General features: G+C 40.7%; 26 protein-coding genes, 1 tRNA gene and 1 pseudogene. 10 read left to right on the forward strand and 18 right to left on the reverse strand.

The window, feature by feature from the left end; all coding sequences use genetic code 11:
• Positions 1-55: 55 nt before the first annotated feature.
• The 9 genes from MF4640_RS05670 to MF4640_RS05710 all read right to left on the reverse strand — a co-directional run bounded on the left by MF4640_RS05670 (position 56) and on the right by MF4640_RS05710 (position 4,944).
• Positions 56-418 (reverse strand): hypothetical protein, encoded by a 363-nt coding sequence (locus MF4640_RS05670; protein WP_078388966.1) that lies wholly within the window; start codon positions 416-418, stop codon positions 56-58.
• Complete coding sequence (locus MF4640_RS05675; RefSeq protein WP_078388967.1) at positions 415-678, reverse strand: hypothetical protein; 264 nt, start codon at positions 676-678, stop codon at positions 415-417. Before MF4640_RS05675 ends, MF4640_RS05670 begins: the two co-directional genes overlap by 4 nt.
• The gene (locus MF4640_RS05680) at positions 675-1,508 is read right to left on the reverse strand and encodes a DNA adenine methylase (RefSeq protein WP_078388968.1); all 834 of its coding nucleotides are present in this window, start codon (positions 1,506-1,508) and stop codon (positions 675-677) included. The genes MF4640_RS05675 and MF4640_RS05680 overlap by 4 nt, the downstream gene beginning before the upstream one ends.
• The gene (locus MF4640_RS05685) at positions 1,505-2,113 is read right to left on the reverse strand and encodes a restriction endonuclease (RefSeq protein ID WP_078388969.1); all 609 of its coding nucleotides are present in this window, start codon (positions 2,111-2,113) and stop codon (positions 1,505-1,507) included. The genes MF4640_RS05680 and MF4640_RS05685 overlap by 4 nt, the downstream gene beginning before the upstream one ends.
• Positions 2,110-2,988, reverse strand: a complete 879-nt coding sequence (locus MF4640_RS05690; protein ID WP_078388970.1) for a hypothetical protein — start codon at positions 2,986-2,988, stop codon at positions 2,110-2,112. The genes MF4640_RS05685 and MF4640_RS05690 overlap by 4 nt, the downstream gene beginning before the upstream one ends.
• Positions 2,985-3,701, reverse strand: coding sequence for a phage antirepressor KilAC domain-containing protein (locus MF4640_RS05695; RefSeq protein WP_078389010.1), 717 nt, complete (start codon positions 3,699-3,701; stop codon positions 2,985-2,987). Before MF4640_RS05695 ends, MF4640_RS05690 begins: the two co-directional genes overlap by 4 nt.
• A 71-nt stretch (positions 3,702-3,772) precedes the next feature.
• Positions 3,773-4,156: a hypothetical protein gene (locus MF4640_RS05700; protein ID WP_078388971.1), complete on the reverse strand. Its 384-nt coding sequence runs from the start codon at positions 4,154-4,156 to the stop codon at positions 3,773-3,775.
• Positions 4,157-4,205: 49 nt separating this feature from the next.
• The gene (locus MF4640_RS05705; RefSeq protein WP_063454637.1) at positions 4,206-4,697 is read right to left on the reverse strand and encodes a phage regulatory CII family protein; all 492 of its coding nucleotides are present in this window, start codon (positions 4,695-4,697) and stop codon (positions 4,206-4,208) included.
• A gap of 58 nt (positions 4,698-4,755) precedes the next feature.
• The gene (locus tag MF4640_RS05710) at positions 4,756-4,944 is read right to left on the reverse strand and encodes a hypothetical protein (RefSeq protein ID WP_078388972.1); all 189 of its coding nucleotides are present in this window, start codon (positions 4,942-4,944) and stop codon (positions 4,756-4,758) included.
• A 106-nt stretch (positions 4,945-5,050) separates the two neighbouring features.
• On the opposite strand from MF4640_RS05710, the gene MF4640_RS05715 reads away from it, so the two are divergent.
• The 9 genes and pseudogenes from MF4640_RS05715 to MF4640_RS05755 all read left to right on the forward strand — a co-directional run bounded on the left by MF4640_RS05715 (position 5,051) and on the right by MF4640_RS05755 (position 9,098).
• Positions 5,051-5,704 (forward strand): LexA family protein, encoded by a 654-nt coding sequence (locus MF4640_RS05715; RefSeq protein ID WP_078388973.1) that lies wholly within the window; start codon positions 5,051-5,053, stop codon positions 5,702-5,704.
• Between the two features lie 39 nt (positions 5,705-5,743).
• Positions 5,744-6,490 (forward strand): DUF3800 domain-containing protein, encoded by a 747-nt coding sequence (locus MF4640_RS05720; RefSeq protein WP_078388974.1) that lies wholly within the window; start codon positions 5,744-5,746, stop codon positions 6,488-6,490.
• 280 nt (positions 6,491-6,770) lie between these two features.
• Complete coding sequence (locus MF4640_RS05725) at positions 6,771-6,986, forward strand: hypothetical protein (RefSeq protein WP_153042470.1); 216 nt, start codon at positions 6,771-6,773, stop codon at positions 6,984-6,986.
• Positions 6,987-7,069: 83 nt separating this feature from the next.
• On the forward strand, positions 7,070-7,342 hold the full coding sequence (locus tag MF4640_RS05730; protein ID WP_062034568.1) for a hypothetical protein: 273 nt from the start codon (positions 7,070-7,072) through the stop codon (positions 7,340-7,342).
• An 8-nt stretch (positions 7,343-7,350) separates the two neighbouring features.
• Positions 7,351-7,611 carry a hypothetical protein gene (locus MF4640_RS05735; RefSeq protein ID WP_078388976.1) on the forward strand — a complete coding sequence of 87 codons (261 nt, stop codon included), beginning with the start codon at positions 7,351-7,353 and terminating at the stop codon, positions 7,609-7,611.
• Positions 7,611-7,793, forward strand: a complete 183-nt coding sequence (locus tag MF4640_RS19415; protein WP_078388977.1) for a hypothetical protein — start codon at positions 7,611-7,613, stop codon at positions 7,791-7,793. The genes MF4640_RS05735 and MF4640_RS19415 overlap by 1 nt, the downstream gene beginning before the upstream one ends.
• A complete protein-coding gene (locus tag MF4640_RS05745) occupies positions 7,793-8,146 on the forward strand; it encodes a DUF551 domain-containing protein (protein ID WP_078388978.1) in 354 nt (117 codons plus the stop codon). The genes MF4640_RS19415 and MF4640_RS05745 overlap by 1 nt, the downstream gene beginning before the upstream one ends.
• Positions 8,127-8,594, forward strand: a pseudogene (locus MF4640_RS05750) (SAM-dependent methyltransferase); the annotation flags it as partial. The gene MF4640_RS05745 and the pseudogene MF4640_RS05750, both read left to right, overlap by 20 nt.
• 219 nt (positions 8,595-8,813) lie before the next feature.
• On the forward strand, positions 8,814-9,098 hold the full coding sequence (locus tag MF4640_RS05755) for a hypothetical protein (RefSeq protein ID WP_062034575.1): 285 nt from the start codon (positions 8,814-8,816) through the stop codon (positions 9,096-9,098).
• A gap of 55 nt (positions 9,099-9,153) precedes the next feature.
• On the opposite strand, the gene MF4640_RS05760 is transcribed toward MF4640_RS05755, so the two are convergent.
• The 9 genes from MF4640_RS05760 to efp all read right to left on the reverse strand — a co-directional run bounded on the left by MF4640_RS05760 (position 9,154) and on the right by efp (position 18,881).
• A complete protein-coding gene (locus MF4640_RS05760; RefSeq protein WP_078388979.1) occupies positions 9,154-10,164 on the reverse strand; it encodes a tyrosine-type recombinase/integrase in 1,011 nt (336 codons plus the stop codon).
• Positions 10,165-10,339: 175 nt separating this feature from the next.
• Positions 10,340-10,416: transfer RNA gene (locus MF4640_RS05765), tRNA-Val, on the reverse strand.
• A gap of 43 nt (positions 10,417-10,459) precedes the next feature.
• Positions 10,460-12,451, reverse strand: coding sequence for a transglutaminaseTgpA domain-containing protein (locus MF4640_RS05770; RefSeq protein ID WP_078388980.1), 1,992 nt, complete (start codon positions 12,449-12,451; stop codon positions 10,460-10,462).
• Positions 12,452-12,461: 10 nt separating this feature from the next.
• Entirely contained in the window at positions 12,462-13,361 is a 900-nt protein-coding gene (locus MF4640_RS05775; RefSeq protein WP_078388981.1) for a DUF58 domain-containing protein, read from the reverse strand.
• Positions 13,362-13,377: 16 nt separating this feature from the next.
• Complete coding sequence (locus MF4640_RS05780) at positions 13,378-14,334, reverse strand: AAA family ATPase (protein WP_078388982.1); 957 nt, start codon at positions 14,332-14,334, stop codon at positions 13,378-13,380.
• A gap of 120 nt (positions 14,335-14,454) precedes the next feature.
• Positions 14,455-15,474, reverse strand: a complete 1,020-nt coding sequence (locus MF4640_RS05785) for a 2-dehydropantoate 2-reductase (protein WP_078388983.1) — start codon at positions 15,472-15,474, stop codon at positions 14,455-14,457.
• Positions 15,475-15,727: 253 nt separating this feature from the next.
• Positions 15,728-16,030: a YbdD/YjiX family protein gene (locus tag MF4640_RS05790; protein ID WP_078388984.1), complete on the reverse strand. Its 303-nt coding sequence runs from the start codon at positions 16,028-16,030 to the stop codon at positions 15,728-15,730.
• A 10-nt stretch (positions 16,031-16,040) separates the two neighbouring features.
• Positions 16,041-18,143, reverse strand: a complete 2,103-nt coding sequence (locus MF4640_RS05795) for a carbon starvation CstA family protein (protein ID WP_078388985.1) — start codon at positions 18,141-18,143, stop codon at positions 16,041-16,043.
• A 168-nt stretch (positions 18,144-18,311) separates the two neighbouring features.
• A complete protein-coding gene (efp, locus tag MF4640_RS05800) occupies positions 18,312-18,881 on the reverse strand; it encodes an elongation factor P (protein WP_004693574.1) in 570 nt (189 codons plus the stop codon).
• Between the two features lie 309 nt (positions 18,882-19,190).
• Here efp and epmB point away from each other — a divergent pair, with 309 nt between their 5' ends.
• Positions 19,191-20,207 (forward strand): EF-P beta-lysylation protein EpmB, encoded by a 1,017-nt coding sequence (gene epmB / locus MF4640_RS05805; RefSeq protein ID WP_078388986.1) that lies wholly within the window; start codon positions 19,191-19,193, stop codon positions 20,205-20,207.
• Position 20,208: the final 1 nt, after the last annotated feature.

The raw sequence follows: 20,208 nt of genomic DNA on the forward strand, positions 1-20,208 counted from the left end.
GTCTTCTGCCACGGCGTAGCCTGTGTTCACACCTGTATCAATGCCAATGAGATACTTAGTCATTCAATACAAACTCCCCATCACCTTTGCAAAAACACACATAGCCAACTTGAACGGTTAAATTGCGGTACCCGATGCCCTTGTCAAAATCAAAGAGCTTATCGCCGTGTATAAATCTCAAGTTTTTAAAGAGTGGTTGTGCTGTAAAAAATGCTTCAAATTCTTCAGTACGATCTACTAATTGGATAACCTCCACATCACCAGTAAAGCAACTAAACGGCGTTCCATCATCCAAGCGCCCAAATACCCGACCATCTTCAACACGATCTAATACACCGTATCCAGTGAAGCGTTTACCTGAGTAAATCGTTGCTGATTCACCAATAAAATCTACTTTTACGCGGTCGCCTTTATTCATCCCTTCACCTCAAATAACTGTTTAGCTTTACCACTCAGGTAATATCGATTTTCTAGGCCTTCACTGTGTTTTGCATACAGAAGCCCCATCTGAACCAAATTTTTTAAATAGCGCTGTACAGCACGTTTCGTCACCTGCGGCATTACCTGTAGCTGTATTTCTGATGCTGTTGCTACTGATGTGTTTTTAACAACTAAAAGAACATCGATTCCACGCTCTAGTACGGCGGCACTATTGAGCTTTGAAAATGCTTGATTCATGCTGCACCTCCGAATAAATCACCCTGTTTTTCTGCCTGAGGATTAATCCAGAGTATTTCCTCGCGCGTAACACCACCATTAGCACCTGAAGCCTGTGTAAACTTGGTGAGCTTTTTCCAGCTTTTTAATTTCAAGTCATATAAATCGCTGTGGTACCCGCATAAAATCACCTTGCCTCTTAATGAAAGAATGAGATCCAGCAACTGAACATGTTGCTCATCTGTTAAGTCATGGCGATATGCTTTGGTACCAGAATCACGAGTACTGCATAGGTATGGTGGATCTATAAAAAATAAAGTTTCTGGTGAGTCGTATTGCTGGATAATTCGCAATGCATCATCATTTTCGATATATACAGATTTAAGTCTTTTAGCTGCCTGAATAAGTCTTAATGGGTATTCATCCCAAAGCTTAGACTCATAGGGTTTGTCTCTACCGCCAGTTGCCCTAAAGCCTGTTTTACCCTTAGTAGCTCCCGCAGATCCAAAGCCCATTTGTGCACGAATTACTAATCTTCTAGCTTTTTCAATTTCACATTCAGTGTGACCATAAGCTTCAACAAATTCATTTCGCGCATATGGAGTTAATTCGAGTTGCTCAACAAGCTTCATGCGTTTTGTTTCATTGCGCAGTACTTTGAAGAAGTTGACGACATCAGAATCAAGGTCGTTGTAAATTTCGGTACCGCTCGGTATTTTACTAAGCAAGATCGAAGCACCACCACCAAAAGGCTCTACATAGGTTTCATGTTTTGGAAAGTGGCTAATAATCCAATCAGCTAAACGAAACTTTCCACCGTGGTACCGAATCAATGGATGATCTAATTTCACACTTCACCCCCAACACGATTATAAGTCTTCCCCAATGTCGCCAATAATTCAGGTGGACAAGGAACACAACTACGATTTCGATCATGGTTATCAAGCTGCTTTGGAGCCTTAGGCTTCACCCACATTTCTTGCGTCATACCCTTTGCCTTAGCGCGGCGTAGGTAATCCACATAAATATCTTTGAAAGCGAAGTGAGCTGATTTCTGCCCCTCTGCGGTCAACACATGGCGAACCTCATCAAGTACACGCTTGGTCAGCGTTGTGATCTTCGTTTGTGGATCTGATTCAAACTGCATGGCCTTTGCCCACGCCATATCAGCAGTCCACCAATCACCGCCCTGTTCACACCAGCTGCGGAATGTCGGTAAATTCTTCGGGCACCATTCCTCAGAGTTCATGCGCGCTAAGCCACGTGCGATATCTGCTGGGGTTAGGCCATTTAGGACTGTGCATGCCAATTGGCGAAGTTCTTCATCCGCATAAACCTCAAAGTTTTTCGTGAATGCTGATCCGTAAAGATCACTCATGCGCTGAAGAACCATGTCCGCTACTTCAACTGGGAAATCAATCGCAAATGCTTGTTCAAACAACTGGATATTGCTCATGCGCACTCTCCTTGAACATCACGCATTGGCGCTGGTTGATTTGCTTGGCTACCAAAACGACGGCGTTCCAAAGGTTGTTGAACTGGTGCGGGTGGTTGCGAAGTGCGGTTTTGCTCGTTGAAATACCACTGTGCCTCAAATGCTGCCCAAGGTTTTTGACGGTTTAAGCAATACTCGATGCCTTGAGCAAACGTTAAATTTGCTTTTGCAATTTGGCTTACAAGAAGTTTGAATGCACGTTCGGTATTCACCCCGCCTTTTGCCTTACGAACCTGCATAAATTCAGTTGCAGTTTTTTCAGATACACCGTTTTCGATCAACGTAGATTTGAAATCAAATTTGTTTGGTTTCTTGCTTGCACCAGTACTTAAATCTTTTGAAGTAATCTCTGTTGTAATCTCTGAAGTAATATTGTGTATAACGGATGTGCTTTTAGCTTCACCGCGGGTAAAGGATTCCTCCACCCCCGAATGTTGTTTTACTTCACCCCCGAATGTAGGATTTCGAGTTCGGGAATTTGCTGTTTCACCTTCGCTGTTTTGGTCAGAATTAATACACTTTTCAAACCATTCATCGAATGCATCAATGTTTAATTTGAAGTACAACTTATGCTCTAAGCGCTTCTCTGTTTCACTCAAAATACCCAAATCTTTAAGCAATTTACGGGCAGTTTTTTGGTGACTGTAAGTAAGACCAGTTTCTTTATGCCATTCTTCAGATGTCTTATATACACCCAATTCACAATCGGTTTTGTCGTGCCAATATACAAGCTGACTTAGGAATATACCCGCCAACGGATTACCCAGGTGAATGCCGAGCTGCGGGAAGTATGCAATCGCTCTACCCAGCCCTTTTAGTGTTGAATAGTGACTCATGCTACAAAATCTCCCTTCATGCGTGATTTCTCTACAAGACCTGTGATTCGTGTTAAACCAAAAGCAGTAACACGCATATGCAAAAACACGCGCTCTTGGCCGTCGTGGTGATTTTTGATAACTGGTGATGTGCGATTCGCAAATACACCATTTAACGTGTACTGAGCCATTGGCTGTAATTTTTTGGATGCATCTCGGTACACCCATTTCTTATCAATGAGCAACTGAATAAGTTCCGATTCTTTAATGCCAATCGTTTTTGAACATTCACGAATGCAGTATGTATTGCTTGTATCGGCAATAGTGTCTAAAGCCTGCGCTTTAGGTGCTAACACGGCGACATGGTCCTTAAGCGCTTGGTTTTCTTGTTCAGCAGCCAAGGCCAACTGGATTAGTTCCATTCGACTGAGTTCGACAGGTTTTGATGCTTTGTCTTCGAGTTCTTTCCAGCGCTTAATAACTCGATTGCGCAAAACGATGTTGTAGCCAGTGACCAAAGTCATTGTTAGCTCTTCATCTAACAAATATTCGGTTTGTTGGCGGTTTTGAGCATCAAAATAGATGTCCCCAAATTTGGGGATATCTAAACCAAGCTGCCCAAGCATGTTTTCAACATCACGCTTAACGTGGTCATGACGCTTTTCTGTCAAGTCAGCAATAACGCGAGTCGACATGGTTTTTTGATTTTCTTGAAACTGTGTTATCATCGGCATATTCATTAAGATTTACCCTCTGAATTGAATGCTAAAGCCCGATCTCAACTCTCGGGCTTTTCCTTTTTTTATCACGACACTTCACCCAAACTTTGCTCAGTCAATGAAAGACGGCGTTTATCGTTTAGCTCTACAGTCGTGGCGTGGCGTAATAAATCAGCTAATACAAATTTGCGATTACCATTAAGTAAAACCCCATCGTCTTGCACCTGGTGAACCGTCATAAGGTCGTCGGGCATAAATGCGTCAACAAATACAACCGTGTCGCCTTTCACGAAATCTGAGCATGTTGTTGCTTCCACCGATATGGTTTTCACATACGCCTCATCGGGTGCCAGACCTAATTCAAATTCGCGCTTTTCAACTTGAGTCACTAAACAGTGGTTGCACTGCTCTTCTTTAAAATTGCTGCACTTGTTAGCGCATGGGTGTTGTGTTAGATTGGTTTTGTTCACAAGATTGCCTCTATTAGTTTTTTGAACACTAAAAGCCTGATTTCTGCGATCAGGCTTTTTCTATTTGCAAAGCTGATAAATACTTAGCGCACTCACCTTTCATGGCTTTGCGTAGTGATTGAATTTTGAGTTCCATCTCTTCTAGGATGTGATCCGTCTCGTCCATCTCAGCGGGAGTCACAACACCGTCTTCCAATGCATTCAAAACTTGTTTGTTTGCTGCACCATTTCCAACATTCATACCTAGCAAAGACTCCAAAACGCTTAAGTGGTGCTCTTTACCATCAGTATTTTCTACGGGAACCAGCATCAAACCGATTTTGTGTGCCCAAACTTTTAAAACTGCTGGATTTTCTGTGTAGGTCAGCATTGCTTCAAAAGCTTTCAGGCTTGGCAAATGCGTTTCCATATTTGGGTTTGCATAATTCAAAACGGTTTTATGCGATACACCCAATACATCTGCGACATCTTTTGGGCTTACACCTGTAGATTGATGGACCATCTTATGCAGCGCTGTTTTTGTTTCTTTACTAATGTCCATATGTGAATCCTTGAATTTATTCACGTTTACCTATTTGGTGGAAAACGTGAAAATATGTTTATGGAGTTAAGGTTTCTAAATCAGCCTTCAATTTCCCTTTTGTGGTTAATTCAAAAACTGCTTGAGTACGCGGCGGGATACCTTTTTTTTCCCACTTCCATAAAGTGACTTCTGAATAACCAGTTTTTAACGACAGTTCACGGCGAGTTTTGCACTTGTTGTAGTGCATGAGGTCTACCACTTTCATTTACTTACCTAAGTTAGCATATTTATTTAATGTAAGTTAGCACGTACTAACCTAAGTTGCAATATTGTGTATTAACATTAGTTAGTGTTTTATATGGATATATGCCATGTTTCTTCATGAAAGAATTCAGCAGAAATTAGATGAGAAAAATTTGAAGCAAGCTGATCTTGCCCGAGCAACTGGCAAATCTTCAGCAGCTGTTACTAAGTGGCTCAGAGGGGAAAATATTCCTAAAACAGAAGCATTAAAACAAATTGCAAAACTATTAAATGTTGATGATGGCTGGTTATTAACAGGCAAAGGCTCGCCATCAAAATTAGATAACAACATTGATCTATCACAAAAAATCCCATTAGAAGGTCGCCCTATTCCTGTTATTTCATGGGTTGCGGCAGGCTCACTTTCTTCTATTGAGACTGTGTTAAGAGACACTGAAATTGATGAATGGCTCCCCCCAAATAAAGATTGTGGAAAAAGTGGTTACGGCTTAAAAGTTACTGGAATGTCAATGTCACCCTTCTTTCTTCCAGATGACCGTATTTATGTAAATCCTGAGGTGCAAACTTTTGATTTACAAACTGGCGATCTAGTTATCATTGCTTGCTATGGGGAAACAGAAGCAACCTTTAAAAAGTTGATTATTGAAGGTGATAATAAGTATTTACAACCATTAAACCCCAATTGGCCAGAGCAGATTATAAAACTTAGCGAAGACTGCCGATTAGTTGGAAAAGTTGTTGGCTTATATAGAAAAATATAATTACTCTTAAATCGATGTAATTATTAAGAGGGGTTTCTTGTGGAATATAGTGATTTTATTGTTTACGTAGATGAAAGCGGCAGTGTTGATATGCTGAACAATGATTCAGACTTCCCTGTCTTTGTGCTTTCTTTATGTGTATTTAATAAAAAATATTATACTGGAAATGTAGTTAGATCTGTTGAAAACCTTAAATTTAAACATTTTGGGCACGATATTATTATTCTTCATGAAAGAGACATTAGAAAAAGAACATCGCATTTTTCAGGATTCGATAAATGTCGTATGCAATTATTAATGGATGATCTTAATGACTTAATAAGTAATAATAATTTTATTTTAATAAGCTCAGTAATCCGTAAAGATAAATTAGTAAATCGTGATGCAAATCCATATGAAGTAGCTATGAAATTTTGTCTGGAAAGGCTTTATTACTTCCTTAAGGAAAAAGGACAGCAAAATAGGATGACCCATATTATTGTTGAGTCACGAGGAAAAAATGAAGATTCACAATTAGAGCTTGGCTTCAGAAGAATTTGCGATCCTTCCGGAAATTACCCTAATAAAGTTTTCCCATTTGATATTATATTTGCTTCTAAAAAGACAAACTCATCAGGTTTGCAGTTTGCCGATCTTGTGGCTAGACCAATTGGAAGGCATGTAATCAATCCAAATCAGCAAAACAGAGCTTTTGAAATATTAAAGACAAAATTTTATTGTAAAGGTGGTCGAGTTGCCCTTGGAGAGCAGTATATGGGGTATGGATTAAAAATTTACCCCAAATAAAAAACAAAGAGCCTTGATGTATGCACCAAAGCTCTTTGCCGACCGGGAATGCCCAATCCATAATTTAATTATAGTGTAGACACCCTCTACCATCAAGAATTATTAACGATTATTAACACTATGGCCCACCCTAACGGTGGGTTTTCTTTTGTCTATTAAAACACAAAAGTTAGCATGTATTAAAAAAGGTTAGTAAATAATGCTAACTTTTGTATTGACTATATCACTAACTAAAGTTAGCATTAAATTCACACACCAACCCAATGTGAGTAAACCAAAAATGAAAAATAGAAGCCTTCGCCTACAACTACTGCATATCGCTAATGGCAATGTAAAAGCCGCGAAAGAAATGGAAAACTACGTATTAGGCGAATCAACCGTTCATGCTGAAACGCATACTGTAGAAGCAAATGAAGGCAATCGTGATGAAGATTGCGGCTGTTTTATTTGTTGTATGCGCAAAGCTATCGAGGAAGGTGGCGTGAAATTTAATTGAATCCATAGACATTAAAAAGCCCTGATAACTTTGCACGGCGATCAGGGCCCAATGTAAACACTTGCACGCTTACGGGGCTCATTATGAAACAAACAGTATCGCATAGCAAATTACCTGAGTTTGGCGCAACCAAAAGCCAAACTTCTGCAATCCTCTACCAAGAACCTACCTTGGAGGAAACAAAGCCACAACATAAGCCAGTCATTGAGTTGGTAAAGAACTTTGCAGCAAGCACCCTACTAATGATCAGTATTTTCAGTATTTGTTTAGTTATTTTGAAAGGCTGTGCCGATGATGTTGAACATCAGAAAGCCATGGCTGTTAAGCATCAAATGCAGTTTGGCTCGGGTAAATAGGCCTCACCATGAAAAAAATCCCTAAAAGACACATGGACCAATTCACGATGTTTTTATCTGTTGTTGGTTTTACCGCAAAGACAAATGCTGATGGTTCTATCACTTGTATAAATCCCAAAATGCCGAAAGAGCGCAGACAAATAGTGCTTTGGCAGAACGGAAAAATGAATAAAGCATGCCAGTTGCTTTGGTGGGATTTTCTAAATCACTGGTTAATTATCGGCAAGCAATTTATTGAAGCGCTGAATAAGAAGATTGAGGTGGCGTGATGAGTACATTGTTAGATGAAAACGGCGCTGTAATTCAATCGCAAGACGATGGTTATGTGCCTAAAACCTTATGCCCCGCTGAACGTGGCTATGGCGATTACATCATCATGAACATCAATGAAAACGGTCTGATTGATAAATGGCGTTTTGATATTGATGATTTTCAGGAGGATGAAGACTGATGGATATTCAGAAAGAAAAAGAAGCGTTTGAGGCGTGGTTTGAATCACGCTATGGCGCCCATTTTATGCAGTTTGCGCTCGATCTAGACTTTTATGTTGATAAGCACACTCAAACCTGTTGGGAAGCATGGCAAGCCAAAGCCCAAGCGGTGCCTGAATGGATTTCGGTTGATGATGAGTTGCCAAGTGAAGGAGATTTACTTTTAGGCATCTCGACAACAAAACTTGCCAAATTCAATGTTTATCAAGTCGTCGCATTAGATGAATTTGATGATTGTGAAATCACACACTGGATGCATTTGCCGCAAGCACCAAAAGCACAGGAGCAAAGTCATGAATGCCCCAATCCTTGACCCCTGCTGCGGCTCTCGCATGATGCATTTTGATCGTACAAATCCAAATGTCGTATTCGGAGATATTCGTGCTGAAAAGCACATTTTATGTGATGGTCGCTCTCTTGAGGTCTCGCCCGATATTGAAATGGACTTTCGAGCAATGCCATTCAAAGATGGTCAATTCAATTTAGTCGTATTTGATCCACCTCATTTGATTAAAGCAGGAAAAGAAAGCTGGCTTGCTTTGAAGTATGGAAAACTTCAAGCAAGTTGGCGGGATGATATTCGAAAAGGATTTGAGGAATGTTTCCGCGTGTTGGCCAACGGCGGTGTTCTGATTTTTAAGTGGAATGAAACACAAATTAAAGTCAGTGAAATTTTAGCTTTGACTGATCAAAAGCCTGTCTTCGGACACATCAGTGGAAAGCGTGCAAATACTCACTGGATCACATTTATGAAAATGGAGCCGGCTCATATGACTAACCTCCAACACATCGCCCAAGACCTTGCTGAAGAATTCGCACCACTTGTTATAGGTCAATCAGGCACAACCAAAACATTCACGGCGGAGCAAGCCTCTGCCCTTTATCACATCCTTGTAAGTTTTGGATATAAGGATGAATGCAAGGGCTTGGATACCAAATTACCGTTTGAGTTAATTGATATTAAGAAGGAAGTATCTTAAATGGGAATTTTTCAAATCACCGTACAAGGTGAAGCACCTCAATTATTCGTAGGCTCTGAAGTTGGCGGTGCAAAGATCGTATCGATCAAGGATGTAAGCCCAAAACTGGTATCATCTACTGAATTGGCTCAGTACTATGGCATTAGTCCCGACGCTGTCCGTGACCGCTGTGCAGCAATCAACAAAGGTACTCGGGGGAAATGTCTTTACGATCCAGAACAAGCACACGCTATTTTGACAGCTAAACCTATTGCGAGACGCGGGCGACCAAGGAATAATCAATGAAAAAGGCCATACAAACTATATTTAAAGAAAAAGCCCCAATTTAAGGGCTTTAATTTTATGCATCCATCATATCCGCAATATCTTCAACATCCGGGTTGTAATAAGTATTCACTAGGACTTTAATATTTTTATGACCAGTGACCTTTGCCAGCACTTCAACCGGTAATTTTTGGTTATTCACAAAACGAGTAATAGCCTCATGGCGTGTGTCATGAAAGTGAATATCTGCCAGTCCTACTTTTGCCTTGCGACGCTCCCACATTAACCTGAAAGCATTTTCATTTTGTGGAATCAGCTTAGGCCCATCATGATCAATCAGATCCAACAAAGCCAAGGCCTTTTTAGTTAGTGGCACATTACGAGCATCACCGTTTTTGGTTTTAGGTAAATGCACATGCCGATCATAAATTTCAGACATGGTAATACCGAGAATTTCACCACGGCGCATTGCAGTCTCTAGAGCAAATAGAAATGCCCATGCAACATAGTGCTCTGGCAATGTCGGTGTCTGCCCTTCACGATAATTCAATCCCTCTAAAATGAGCTGAATTTCTTCATCACGAATACGGCGATTACGTGCTTTAGGCTTAGCCGGTTTTTTAATGCCCATCCATGGATTAGTTTCCAATAAGAAAAGCTCTTTAACCGCATAGCTAAAAACTGATGAGTACAGCGCAATTTCTCGCAGCACTGTATTTGCTCCAACTTGTTTTAAGCGCTTATTGCGCCAGATAGTTAAATGCTGTGGTGTGATGTCATGAATAGACATATCTGCCAGCGCACCAAACTTTTCATCAAATGGCCCTAATTGTTCTTTGATGTATTTGGATCCACGAAGCTTTCGCCCATGCTCGTCATAATATTTATGAAAAAGGGTTTTAAAGGGATAGTGTTGCTTTACGCCTAGATCTTCAGAAAGCTTATTTGCTTTTGCCTCAAGCATCTTTTGCGCAGCCCATTGCTCGCATTCTTTTACTGTGTCTTTGGTTACTGAATATGTTTTTCCAGCAATCATTATTTTAATTCTGTAGCTTTCACCGCGCTTGACCGCTTTAGGCATTCTCATGATCTATAACTCTATATTCTTGGTCTAATCTTGGTCTAAATTTAACGGCCATAACCGCCAAAAGGGCAGATCTAACGGATATGGCGGTTAAGGGTAGACTTTATTCAAGACAACAAAAAAGGGTTTTAAGCTATTGTTTTCGCTTAAAACCCTTATAACATAACGTTTAGAATCTTGGTAGGTATAAGCAGACTCGAACTGCTGACCTCTACGATGTCAACGTAGCGCTCTAACCAACTGAGCTATACACCTGAAGTAAAAGCATAATATTCACTTTTAAAAAGTATGACAAGCGCTATTTCTTGTTTTTTAAAGCAGATGCACAAGTTTTAAGCATCTGTCTAAATTGTTGAATGCTTTTTGAATTCAACCTATTGGAATAACGCATTTGTTGATAATAATCACCCGCCTGCTTAAATAAAACTTGCTGTTCAGGTTTAACGTCTTGAGCTAAACGCAACAACCATTTGTTTACCGTTTCGGCATCTTGTTTACGCTGCTCAGTTGTTAAGCTTCGAGAAAAAGATTGAATGACAATGTCATATTCAGAAGTTTGAGCACGTTTACACCAAAATATAGCGCACCAGTACAGTAAAACTAATCCACCAATGCTAATCATAATCAGCAATACCAATGAATAACTGGATTGGAGTCCTAGCTTCTGTAACCAACCTCGTTGAGTCTCTGCATTATAGCCAACCACCTTACTTTGCCATTGATAACTTGCATAGTCACTCCAAATGCGCATTTTGTTTAATACCGAATAGCGCTGTACATGCCATCGACTACTCTCACCCCAAACACTGGCATCTTGGCTCATTAAATCTTGCATACCCTGTTCAATACGCTGTGGTGCAATCATCGCTGTTGGGTCATAGCGTTTCCAGCGCCCATCCACAAAGACTTCCGTCCATGCATGCGCATCTAACTGTCGAACTTCCCAACTTTTTGCATCTGGTGAAGGCTGGCCACCTTGATACCCAACCACAATACGCGCTGGAATTCCCGCATAACGCATCAGCATCACGAAGCTAGAAGCATAATGTTCACAAAAACCTTGTTTGGATTGAAACAAAAACTCATCAATACGATGCTGTCCCAACAAGCCCGGTTGCAAGGTATAACTAAAACCATTGTTGCGGTACCATTGCAAAACATTTTGGATATAGCGTTTCGGGTTCTCGTTACTCTGGCTAAACAACTGCTGTGCAAATTGCTGCGCTTTCAAGTCCATGTCCTCAGGCGCTTTTAAGTTTATGCTTCGTTGTATTTTAGATAATTCTCTTTGGGAAAATTGAACATTTCCCATCCATTGCAATGCAATAGGTTCCACACGCTGGACTTGACGATAAGCCTGAATACTCCAATCCTGACGTAGCTGATAACGTCGCTCTAAGGGTTGTGAATATTCCAATGCCATAATCCACGGAATCGCGACATCAGCGGGTAAATATTGATAGTTCCATTTTTTGGATGTAGAGATATGCGTTAATGTATCATCCGAAATACTTTGTTGATTAATAAAACTACTGGTCCACTTTTGCCCATCATATTGATCTAAGACCATCGCGCGCCAATAAAGCTCTGAACGATTTGGAAGCTGAGTGACATCACCAATAATACGAAAAGCCAAATGGCTGGACTGGGATAATTGCGCAATATCTCCAGGTGACATAGTGTCACTCATTCCTGTCACTGCTTTATTTTCAGGAATTGGAATATGCCAAAGTGGAGGCAAGCGCGGAAAGAACATAAATAACAGTACAAAAAAAGGCAGTGCGAGACCTACAAATTTAATAACATGTTTTGCATCTTGCCTTAATGCCATACGATTCGAGTTTTCAGATGCAAAAGCATGGGTTTGCACTCGATACAGCCCCAACAAACAACTCAATAAACAGAGTAAAACCATCACTGCCGTCATAAATGACTGACTATGTAAAAACATACTCGCCGCAACAAATAAAGCAAAGTTAAACAGAATAATCACATCACGCTGCGTTTTTGTTTCTAAGGCTTTCGCAAAGAGAAAGATGCTTAAAACAGCTACGCCCGCTTCTACCCCTAAAAAGCTTTGATAGCTCCAAAAAGTGACCGCTATAGCAACAAGGGTCAAAATGTAAATTGCCCATTTCGGGAAATGGTTGCCCGTAGATTTCATGAAATGCCATAGACAACCGATACAAATGGCGAAAATGACACTCAAGAGCACAGGACTAAAACTTAGTTGTGTGATCCAAATCAAACTCAGTGTCAGTACAATGGCAATACGAATAGAAGAATGCATACTGTGCTCGCTATGCCTGCGCCAAAAGTAATTTGGCTTGAAGGTATTGTTCTCGCCCTATCCCTTTGGCTAATTCACTATGGGGTAAATACAGTGCATAGGCATACTGCAACTGCTCATATTGTTCAACCAAGCCCATCATTAAGCTCAATTTTTCTTCATGTGAAGGACTCGGCATATGTACATAGTGGATGTCTAAACTGTGTTGATCCTGATGTTGCTCAAAGACTTTAATAAATAAACCTTGTCCTTGTGCCACTTGTTTCCATGAAACCGCCTGTAAAGAGTCGCCCTCTTTAAAATTTCGTAATTCTCGAAATTCATCCATGTCCGGTTCAAAACTGTGCTGTTGCTGTTTATTTTCTGCCGCTAAAGACTTAGCTTTAGGCGCTATCCACACAGGTGCTTGGATAAAAAAATAACTCCATGCACGAACGAGACCAAATGGATAAGTCGAATATATTTTAATCTCTGGAAAACTAAACTGTCCGCGCTCTTTTGGAAAAAAATTTAAATCGAACACCTGATGGGTATCTTGAATAAACAACTGTTCTATATGATCAGCATAAGCGAGCCAAAGGTATCGAGGCCGTGAATGCTGTTGTTTGAAATGCATTTGTAATTGCAATGCACTCTCAACCTGCCCTATTTCAGGTAATACAAGGTCAACACTTAACCCATGTAGTTGTTTAAAGGTCAAATAAAAACTCATACATAGCACGGCACTGATTAAAAAACAAAACGCTAATATTAAGTTATTGGCATAATTCACCCCTGCAATAAAGGTGATTAAAATCAGCACCACATATACATATCCTTGCTGATAAATAAACACCAGTACATCTTTTTGGGTCAGTTGTTTTTCAGCTTTGAATTGAAAGCGTTTATTTATCCAGTTTTGCCACAGCATGCGTCAGCTTATCCTATTAGTGAACTTTGACTTGCTTCATCAGTTGCTCAGTTTCAGCTTCACCCAGCCCTATTCGATGCGCGGTGACTGCGACAAATACAGCCTGTACATCATCCGGTGTAACAAATGCACGGGCTTTAACCAAAGCATATGCTTGTGCTGCTTTCTTCAAAGCCAGTACGCCACGTGTAGATAACCCATGTCGACCTTTACGGGTCTCAGCCGCCAAATCTAGAATATAATCCAAGACTTCCTCAGACAGATAAATCTGTGGCACCAAAGTTTGTAAGGCCAGAATGTCTTGTTCAGAGAATACTGTCATCAACTGCTGAATCAAGTCATGACGGGATTGTTGCTGCAATAAAGCCTTTTCTGCCTGACGGGATGGATAACCTAAAGATAGCCGCATAAGAAAACGGTCGAGCTGTGACTCTGGTAGTGCATAAGTTTCACTTTGAAAAAGTGGGTTTTGCGTTGCAATTACCCAAAAAGGCTGCGGTAGTACATAACGACTTGCATCGATTGTCACCACACCCTCTTCCATCGCCTCTAAGAGCGCACTCTGCGTTTTCGGACTACAGCGGTTAATTTCATCTGCGAGTAAAATTTGAGTAAAAATTGGCCCTTGCTTAAACTCAAACAGATGTTCTTTTTGGTTAAACATATTCACCCCAATCACATCACTTGCCAGCATGTCATTGGTAAATTGAATCCGTTTAAATTGAAGACCGGCCAAATGTGCCAAGCTACTGGCCAATGTGGTTTTGCCTAAACCGGGTAAGTCTTCAAACAAAATATGCCCACCTGCTAACAGGCTGCATAAGGCCAACTGGGTTTGTTTATTTTTATCTAAAACGATTTGATTGACTTGATTGAGGAATTCTTGGACTTTTGGATAAAAAACACTTAACTGTGATTCATCGAGCATGGCAATTTGCTGCGTTTCTACCGTTTTTTCTTTTCCCCAAAGCACCTTATTCTCCCCAATCAAAATATAAATCAAGGTTTAACATACAGGTTTTTCAGACATACTCAAAGACGATCCTTATAAATCTTCAATGATTTGCGTATGAATGACCTACGTCACCTCAAACTATTGTTTCGCTGCAGATTTCAACTGATCTTTTAAAGCATCTGCGCTCATTGAAAATGAAGGAGATGATTTCTCTGCTTGCTTAATCAATTCTATGAGTCGTGCATTGATTGGCGCCTGTCTACCACATTGCTCTGCGAGTTTTAAAACCTCACTATTAATCCAGTCAACCTCTGTGGGGCGACCTGCAATTAAATCATCTTGCATAGACGACCGAGCCAATGGGTCAATCGCCAACATTTTACGACTTAATAATTTAAATAATGGATTGGGTAAACTCAGCAATTTGGGAATCAAATGAGTCGGAACTGCAGTTAATTTTGCAGGTGTAATTTGTGCGTAATCAAGCAGTGCTAAAGCTTCCTGCTGCGCCATTGCCACACATTGGCGATATTTACGAATCGACAATTGTTCCTTTAGCGGTTTTTTTGACAATGCATTGATTGAATTATTTAAATTAAGTAAAAGCTTGGCCCACTGCACAGCCAGCATGTCTTTTTCAAAAACAATCTCTAAACCTGCTTTTTGAAATGCATTCTCAAGCAAATTTTGATTCGGATATTGCTTAACACTTAATGCACCAGAGGTACCTTGATGATAATGCCCAGCTTCTTGCGTGGCGACGTTAAAAGGAACCATCCCCTCTAAAATCATCTGCCCTTGCAAAACTCTTTTTAAAATAGGGACATTGCTTAAGCCATTTTGAAAGCTGATGATCAGCCGTGTTTTAGTTCCTAAATATTCTTTAAGTTCATGCGCAACTTGTTCCGTTGCTGCCGATTTCACACAAATAAAAACAACATCAGCATCCACAACCTGAGCAGGATCAGTCGTTAGTTTGAGTTGATGAGGTGCAAGTTTGATATTTTTGCCTAAATAATCAGTTAAGACTAAGCCCCATTGGGAAAGCTCTGCATGAATACGTGGACGCGTGATAAAAGTAACATCATTACCTGCAGCAACCAACCTTCCGCCTAAATAACACCCAATGCTTCCAGCACCATAAATATATATTTTCATTCAATTTCCCTTTGCAAACATTCCAGTATTTTAAGAACTATAACAATCAAAAGCTGTCAAATATACGACATGAACCTTTTATGCCTCACACTCCGTGTTGCGTTATGATTGAATCCGTGATGTAACAACTTGCTTCATGCAAAAAGTACACTGTCGAATCTAACACGAGCAACCGCATGTAATTGAGTATTTTCACTCGATTTTTCACAAAAAAGACGGCACCGAAGTGCCGTCTTTCAACTGATTAATTACATTAACAAGGGCACTTTTTCATGCCATTCGTTGCAGATGGATAACGTGCATCCACACAGTGACGATAAAAAGTTTTAGCATCCATCGCTTCTAAATCAGGATGGTGCTTTTTCATATGCTCCAAATAGTTTGGATAATCAGGCACCCCCACCATCAAGCGGAAACTTTGCTGCAAACGTTGCCACAGCGTCGCAATTCGAGACCAATTTTTAGGGTTCAGAATCAAATCTTTCTGCGACATCACGGTCATTTTAATGATTTTATAAATCATCATTTTTCCACTTTTAGCAAATTTTAGATTCATCTGACTCTCCTTAATGTCCAGCTTTTGATGGCTGAATGTCTTCAGGATCACGATAAATGGCTTCTGCTTCATGCACAGTCGGAACTGGGCTTGCCAATGCACGACGAATCACTCTAATCGCAGCAAAGAGCATCACAATCGCCACAATCATAAAGAAGCCACACAGTGCAGCATTGATCTGATTCGACATCGCAACGGTCTGCATTTCAGCAACTGTTTTTGCTGGTGCTAAAATTTCATTGTTTGCAATTGCATTGTTAAAGCGTTCAGCTTGTGCCAAGAAACCAATTTTTGGATTTTCGTGGAAAATTTTCTGCCAGCCCGCGGTCATACAGGTTATCAACAAGAATACCGTCGGGATAATCGTGACCCATACATATTTCTCTTTCTTCATTTTGAAGAGGATAACCGTACCTAAGATCAATGCCATAGCTGCAAGCATCTGGTTACCCACACCAAACAGTGGCCATAAGCTATTGATGCCCCCGAGCGGATCGACGACACCTTGGTAAACAAAGAAGCCCCAACCTGAAACCGCAACTGCTGTACCCAACAAGTTTCCGAAAAAGTTATGTGAGTTTTTCACCGCAGGAATCACAATCCCAACTGTGTCTTGCACCATGAAACGACATGCACGCGTACCCGCATCAACTGCTGTTAAGATGAAAAGTGCTTCGAATAAAATGGCAAAGTGATACCAAAACGCCATCATTTCACGACTATTGAAAATTTCCGTAATGATGTGAGCCATACCAATAGCAAAAGTTGGCGCACCGCCAGTACGTGAAAGAATGGTACTTTCACCCACTTCTTGAGCCAGTAAAGTTAATGTTTCTGGAGTAACAACAAAACCTAAGTTACGAACAGCTTCAGCTGCGGTGTCGACACTTGTACCCAGTAAAGCGGCTGGTGAGTTAATCGCAAAATATACACCGGGATCAAGCACTGCAGCACAGATCAAGGCCATGATTGCAACAAATGACTCCATGAGCATACCGCCATATCCGATCATACGAATATCACGCTCATTGTTCACAAGTTTGGGCGTGGTGCCTGACGACACTAAAGCGTGGAAACCTGAAATTGCGCCACAAGCAATGGTAATAAATAAGAACGGGAACATTGAACCTGCAAACACAGGGCCAGTACCATCAATAAATTGCGTGAATGCTGGCAGCTTCATTTCTGGCATTGCGAAAATAATACCGATTGCTAAGCCTGCAATAACACCAATCTTTAGGAAGGTTGATAAGTAATCGCGTGGTGCAAGCAACAACCACACAGGTAGTGCTGAAGCCACGAAACCATAAATAATCAGCGCCCAAGTCAACTCTGTACCCGACAGGGTGAAGAACGCACCCCAATATGGATGCTGTGCAATATTTTCACCGTAGACAATGCCGAGCATCATCAAAACGAAACCAATAATAGATACTTCTGCAATTTTACCCGGGCGGATAAAACGCATGTAAATTCCCATAAAGAGTGCAATTGGAATCGTTGCAGCAATACTAAATACGCCCCACGGGCTGTGTGCAAGTGCTTTGACCACAACCAGTGCCAAAACAGCAAGGATAATAATCATTACCCCCAATGCACCAAGCATGACCACAATACCTGCAAAAGTTCCAAGCTCTTGCTTTGCCATTTCACCGAGTGAACGTCCATCACGACGGGTAGAAATAAACAACACCAAAAAGTCTTGTACTGCACCTGCAAGCACGACACCGACAAGCAACCAAATCGTGCCAGGTAAATAGCCCATTTGCGCTGCTAAAATAGGCCCTACTAATGGACCTGCACCTGCAATCGCTGCAAAGTGATGTCCAAATAGAACACTTTTGTTGGTTGGAACATAGTCCAGACCATCATTCAAACGATGCGCGGGAGTTAAGCGACGTTCATCAAGCTCAAAAACTTTATTTGCAATAAATAAACTATAGAAGCGATAAGCAATACTATAAATACAGCCCGCAGCAAGTACGAGCCAGATGGCATTGACATGCTCACCACGACTGAGTGCCAATATCCCAAAAGAGACTGCACCAACGATGGCTACCAGTAGCCAGATGATTTTTGAAGTCAGGGTTGACTTCGGCTGAACAGATTCCATTTCAATCCCTCATATTTGTTGCATTCAATCAGCGTCTTTAATTATTCGAGGTACTGCTGTTTTCCTTTGCGACTTTACTCTGCATCTCCTTGTTTTGATCTAATACTTTGGCATAAAAAAAGGGATGATTTTCATCATCCCTTCCGATAATAGTCTATTTTTAAACCATTATGCACGTTCTAAATAATCGCCAGTACGAGTATCTACACGAACGCTTTCTTCTTGCTGTACAAATAATGGAACACGTACTACAGCGCCTGTTTCCAATTTTGCAGGTTTACCACCACCGCCAGAAGTATCACCACGTACACCCGGATCAGTTTCAACAATTTTCAAAACTACGAAGTTTGGTGGGTTTACTGTTAATGGCACGCCATTGAACAACATAATGGTACATTTTTCATTTGAATCGTCTTTTAACCATTTTGCAGCATCGCCCATTGCTGTTTTGTCAGCAGCGATCTGTTCAAATGATACAGGATCCATGAAGTTCCACATTTCGCCGTCGTTGTACAAGTATTCCATTTCTACTTCTACAATGTCAGCCGCTTCTAAAGAATCACCAGACTTAAATGTTTTTTCTAAAACTTTACCAGAACGTAAATTACGTAGTTTTACGCGGTTAAATGCTTGACCTTTACCTGGCTTTACATATTCATTTTCCATGATTGAACATGGGTTACCATCAAGCATAACCTTAAGGCCTGACTTGAAATCATTCGTAGAATAATAGGCCATGACTGGCGCACTCCAAACTAACTAACTTAAATATTTATGTCTTTATCTTAGACACCAAAGCTTTGAAAAGCAGGGCCATAAAGATAGGGCATCTTTTTTGATGCCTCGTATTGTAAATGAGCAAGGTGTTATGAAGCAATGAAAATCCACTGCCTATAAGTCGAAGATCTTGATAAAATAGCCTCGTTCCGCGTGTTTTTGTGTATTGAAAAAGCCTTTTTAGACCGCACACATCCGAGCAACTCGTTTCGACATCACCCGATTTGATGACCTAACTTTCTTTTGACCTAGTATTTGACCCCTTATTGCATGACTCATTATTTGTACCAAGAGCAAAATTGGCAAGCTCAACTCAGTGATTTAATTACTGACCCTTTAGAATTACTTAACATTCTAGAGATTTCTCCTGAGCAACTGCTGTCAGGCGCACTGCTTGCATCGACCCAATTTAAACTCCGTGTTCCCCGTGCTTTTGTGACAAGAATGCAAAAAGGCAATCCGCTTGATCCTTTACTCCTTCAAGTCCTGCCCCATCATCTTGAGCTTGAAGAACATCCTGACTTTGTGACCGACCCATTGGGTGAGGAACAAGCCAACCAACAACCCGGTGTTTTGCACAAATATAAAACTCGTTTCTTACTTACGCTGACTGGGGCATGTGCCGTTCATTGTCGTTACTGTTTTCGCCGACATTTCCCCTATCAAGAGAACCTGCCAAAGTCAGAAGATTGGATCAATATTCAACACTATATTCAGTCCCAACCTGACATTAATGAAGTCATTTTGAGTGGCGGAGACCCCTTAACGCTGTCCAATCGTAAAATAAAATTATGGATTGAACGCTTAGAAAGTATTCATCAACTTAAATTTTTGAGAATTCACTCACGAGTTCCTATTGTAATGCCTAACCGTGTCGATGATGAGCTAATTTCCATCTTAAAAAACAGTAGGCTGCGCATTATTCTAGTGGTACACTCAAATCATGCATCGGAATTGGATGATTTTACCTGCCGTCAATTACAGCAATTAGTCGCAGAAAAAATCACCATTTTCAATCAAGCGGTTTTGTTGAAAGGGGTCAATGATCATGTTCAAATTTTGACAGATTTGAGCTACCGTTTATTCGATGCAGGTGTATTGCCATACTATTTACATGTTTTAGATAAAGTAAAAGGGGCTCACCATTTTGATTTAAACCCGCAAAACATTGATTTGCTGTATCAAGGATTATTGGCGAATCTACCCGGCTATCTGGTTCCCAAGCTGGTCAGGGAAATTGCGGGAGAAAAGAATAAGACACCACTTTTCGGGGTTTCAACTTTTTGAG

Source organism: Acinetobacter sp. MF4640, assembly GCF_002018895.1.
GTDB lineage: Bacteria > Pseudomonadota > Gammaproteobacteria > Pseudomonadales > Moraxellaceae > Acinetobacter > Acinetobacter johnsonii.

Coding starts and splice junctions, on each gene's coding strand:
- MF4640_RS05670 (WP_078388966.1), bottom strand. CDS start 418: ATGAATAAAGGCGACCGCGTAAAAGTAGATTTTATTGGTGAATCAGCA.
- MF4640_RS05675 (WP_078388967.1), bottom strand. CDS start 678: ATGAATCAAGCATTTTCAAAGCTCAATAGTGCCGCCGTACTAGAGCGT.
- MF4640_RS05685 (WP_078388969.1), bottom strand. CDS start 2,113: ATGAGCAATATCCAGTTGTTTGAACAAGCATTTGCGATTGATTTCCCA.
- MF4640_RS05690 (WP_078388970.1), bottom strand. CDS start 2,988: ATGAGTCACTATTCAACACTAAAAGGGCTGGGTAGAGCGATTGCATAC.
- MF4640_RS05695 (WP_078389010.1), bottom strand. CDS start 3,701: ATGCCGATGATAACACAGTTTCAAGAAAATCAAAAAACCATGTCGACT.
- MF4640_RS05705 (WP_063454637.1), bottom strand. CDS start 4,697: ATGGACATTAGTAAAGAAACAAAAACAGCGCTGCATAAGATGGTCCAT.
- MF4640_RS05710 (WP_078388972.1), bottom strand. CDS start 4,944: ATGAAAGTGGTAGACCTCATGCACTACAACAAGTGCAAAACTCGCCGT.
- MF4640_RS05715 (WP_078388973.1), top strand. CDS start 5,051: ATGTTTCTTCATGAAAGAATTCAGCAGAAATTAGATGAGAAAAATTTG.
- MF4640_RS05725 (WP_153042470.1), top strand. CDS start 6,771: ATGAAAAATAGAAGCCTTCGCCTACAACTACTGCATATCGCTAATGGC.
- MF4640_RS05730 (WP_062034568.1), top strand. CDS start 7,070: ATGAAACAAACAGTATCGCATAGCAAATTACCTGAGTTTGGCGCAACC.
- MF4640_RS05735 (WP_078388976.1), top strand. CDS start 7,351: ATGAAAAAAATCCCTAAAAGACACATGGACCAATTCACGATGTTTTTA.
- MF4640_RS19415 (WP_078388977.1), top strand. CDS start 7,611: ATGAGTACATTGTTAGATGAAAACGGCGCTGTAATTCAATCGCAAGAC.
- MF4640_RS05745 (WP_078388978.1), top strand. CDS start 7,793: ATGGATATTCAGAAAGAAAAAGAAGCGTTTGAGGCGTGGTTTGAATCA.
- MF4640_RS05755 (WP_062034575.1), top strand. CDS start 8,814: ATGGGAATTTTTCAAATCACCGTACAAGGTGAAGCACCTCAATTATTC.
- MF4640_RS05760 (WP_078388979.1), bottom strand. CDS start 10,164: ATGAGAATGCCTAAAGCGGTCAAGCGCGGTGAAAGCTACAGAATTAAA.
- MF4640_RS05770 (WP_078388980.1), bottom strand. CDS start 12,451: ATGCATTCTTCTATTCGTATTGCCATTGTACTGACACTGAGTTTGATT.
- MF4640_RS05775 (WP_078388981.1), bottom strand. CDS start 13,361: ATGCTGTGGCAAAACTGGATAAATAAACGCTTTCAATTCAAAGCTGAA.
- MF4640_RS05785 (WP_078388983.1), bottom strand. CDS start 15,474: ATGAAAATATATATTTATGGTGCTGGAAGCATTGGGTGTTATTTAGGC.
- MF4640_RS05790 (WP_078388984.1), bottom strand. CDS start 16,030: ATGAATCTAAAATTTGCTAAAAGTGGAAAAATGATGATTTATAAAATC.
- MF4640_RS05795 (WP_078388985.1), bottom strand. CDS start 18,143: ATGGAATCTGTTCAGCCGAAGTCAACCCTGACTTCAAAAATCATCTGG.
- efp (WP_004693574.1), bottom strand. CDS start 18,881: ATGGCCTATTATTCTACGAATGATTTCAAGTCAGGCCTTAAGGTTATG.
- epmB (WP_078388986.1), top strand. CDS start 19,191: ATGACTCATTATTTGTACCAAGAGCAAAATTGGCAAGCTCAACTCAGT.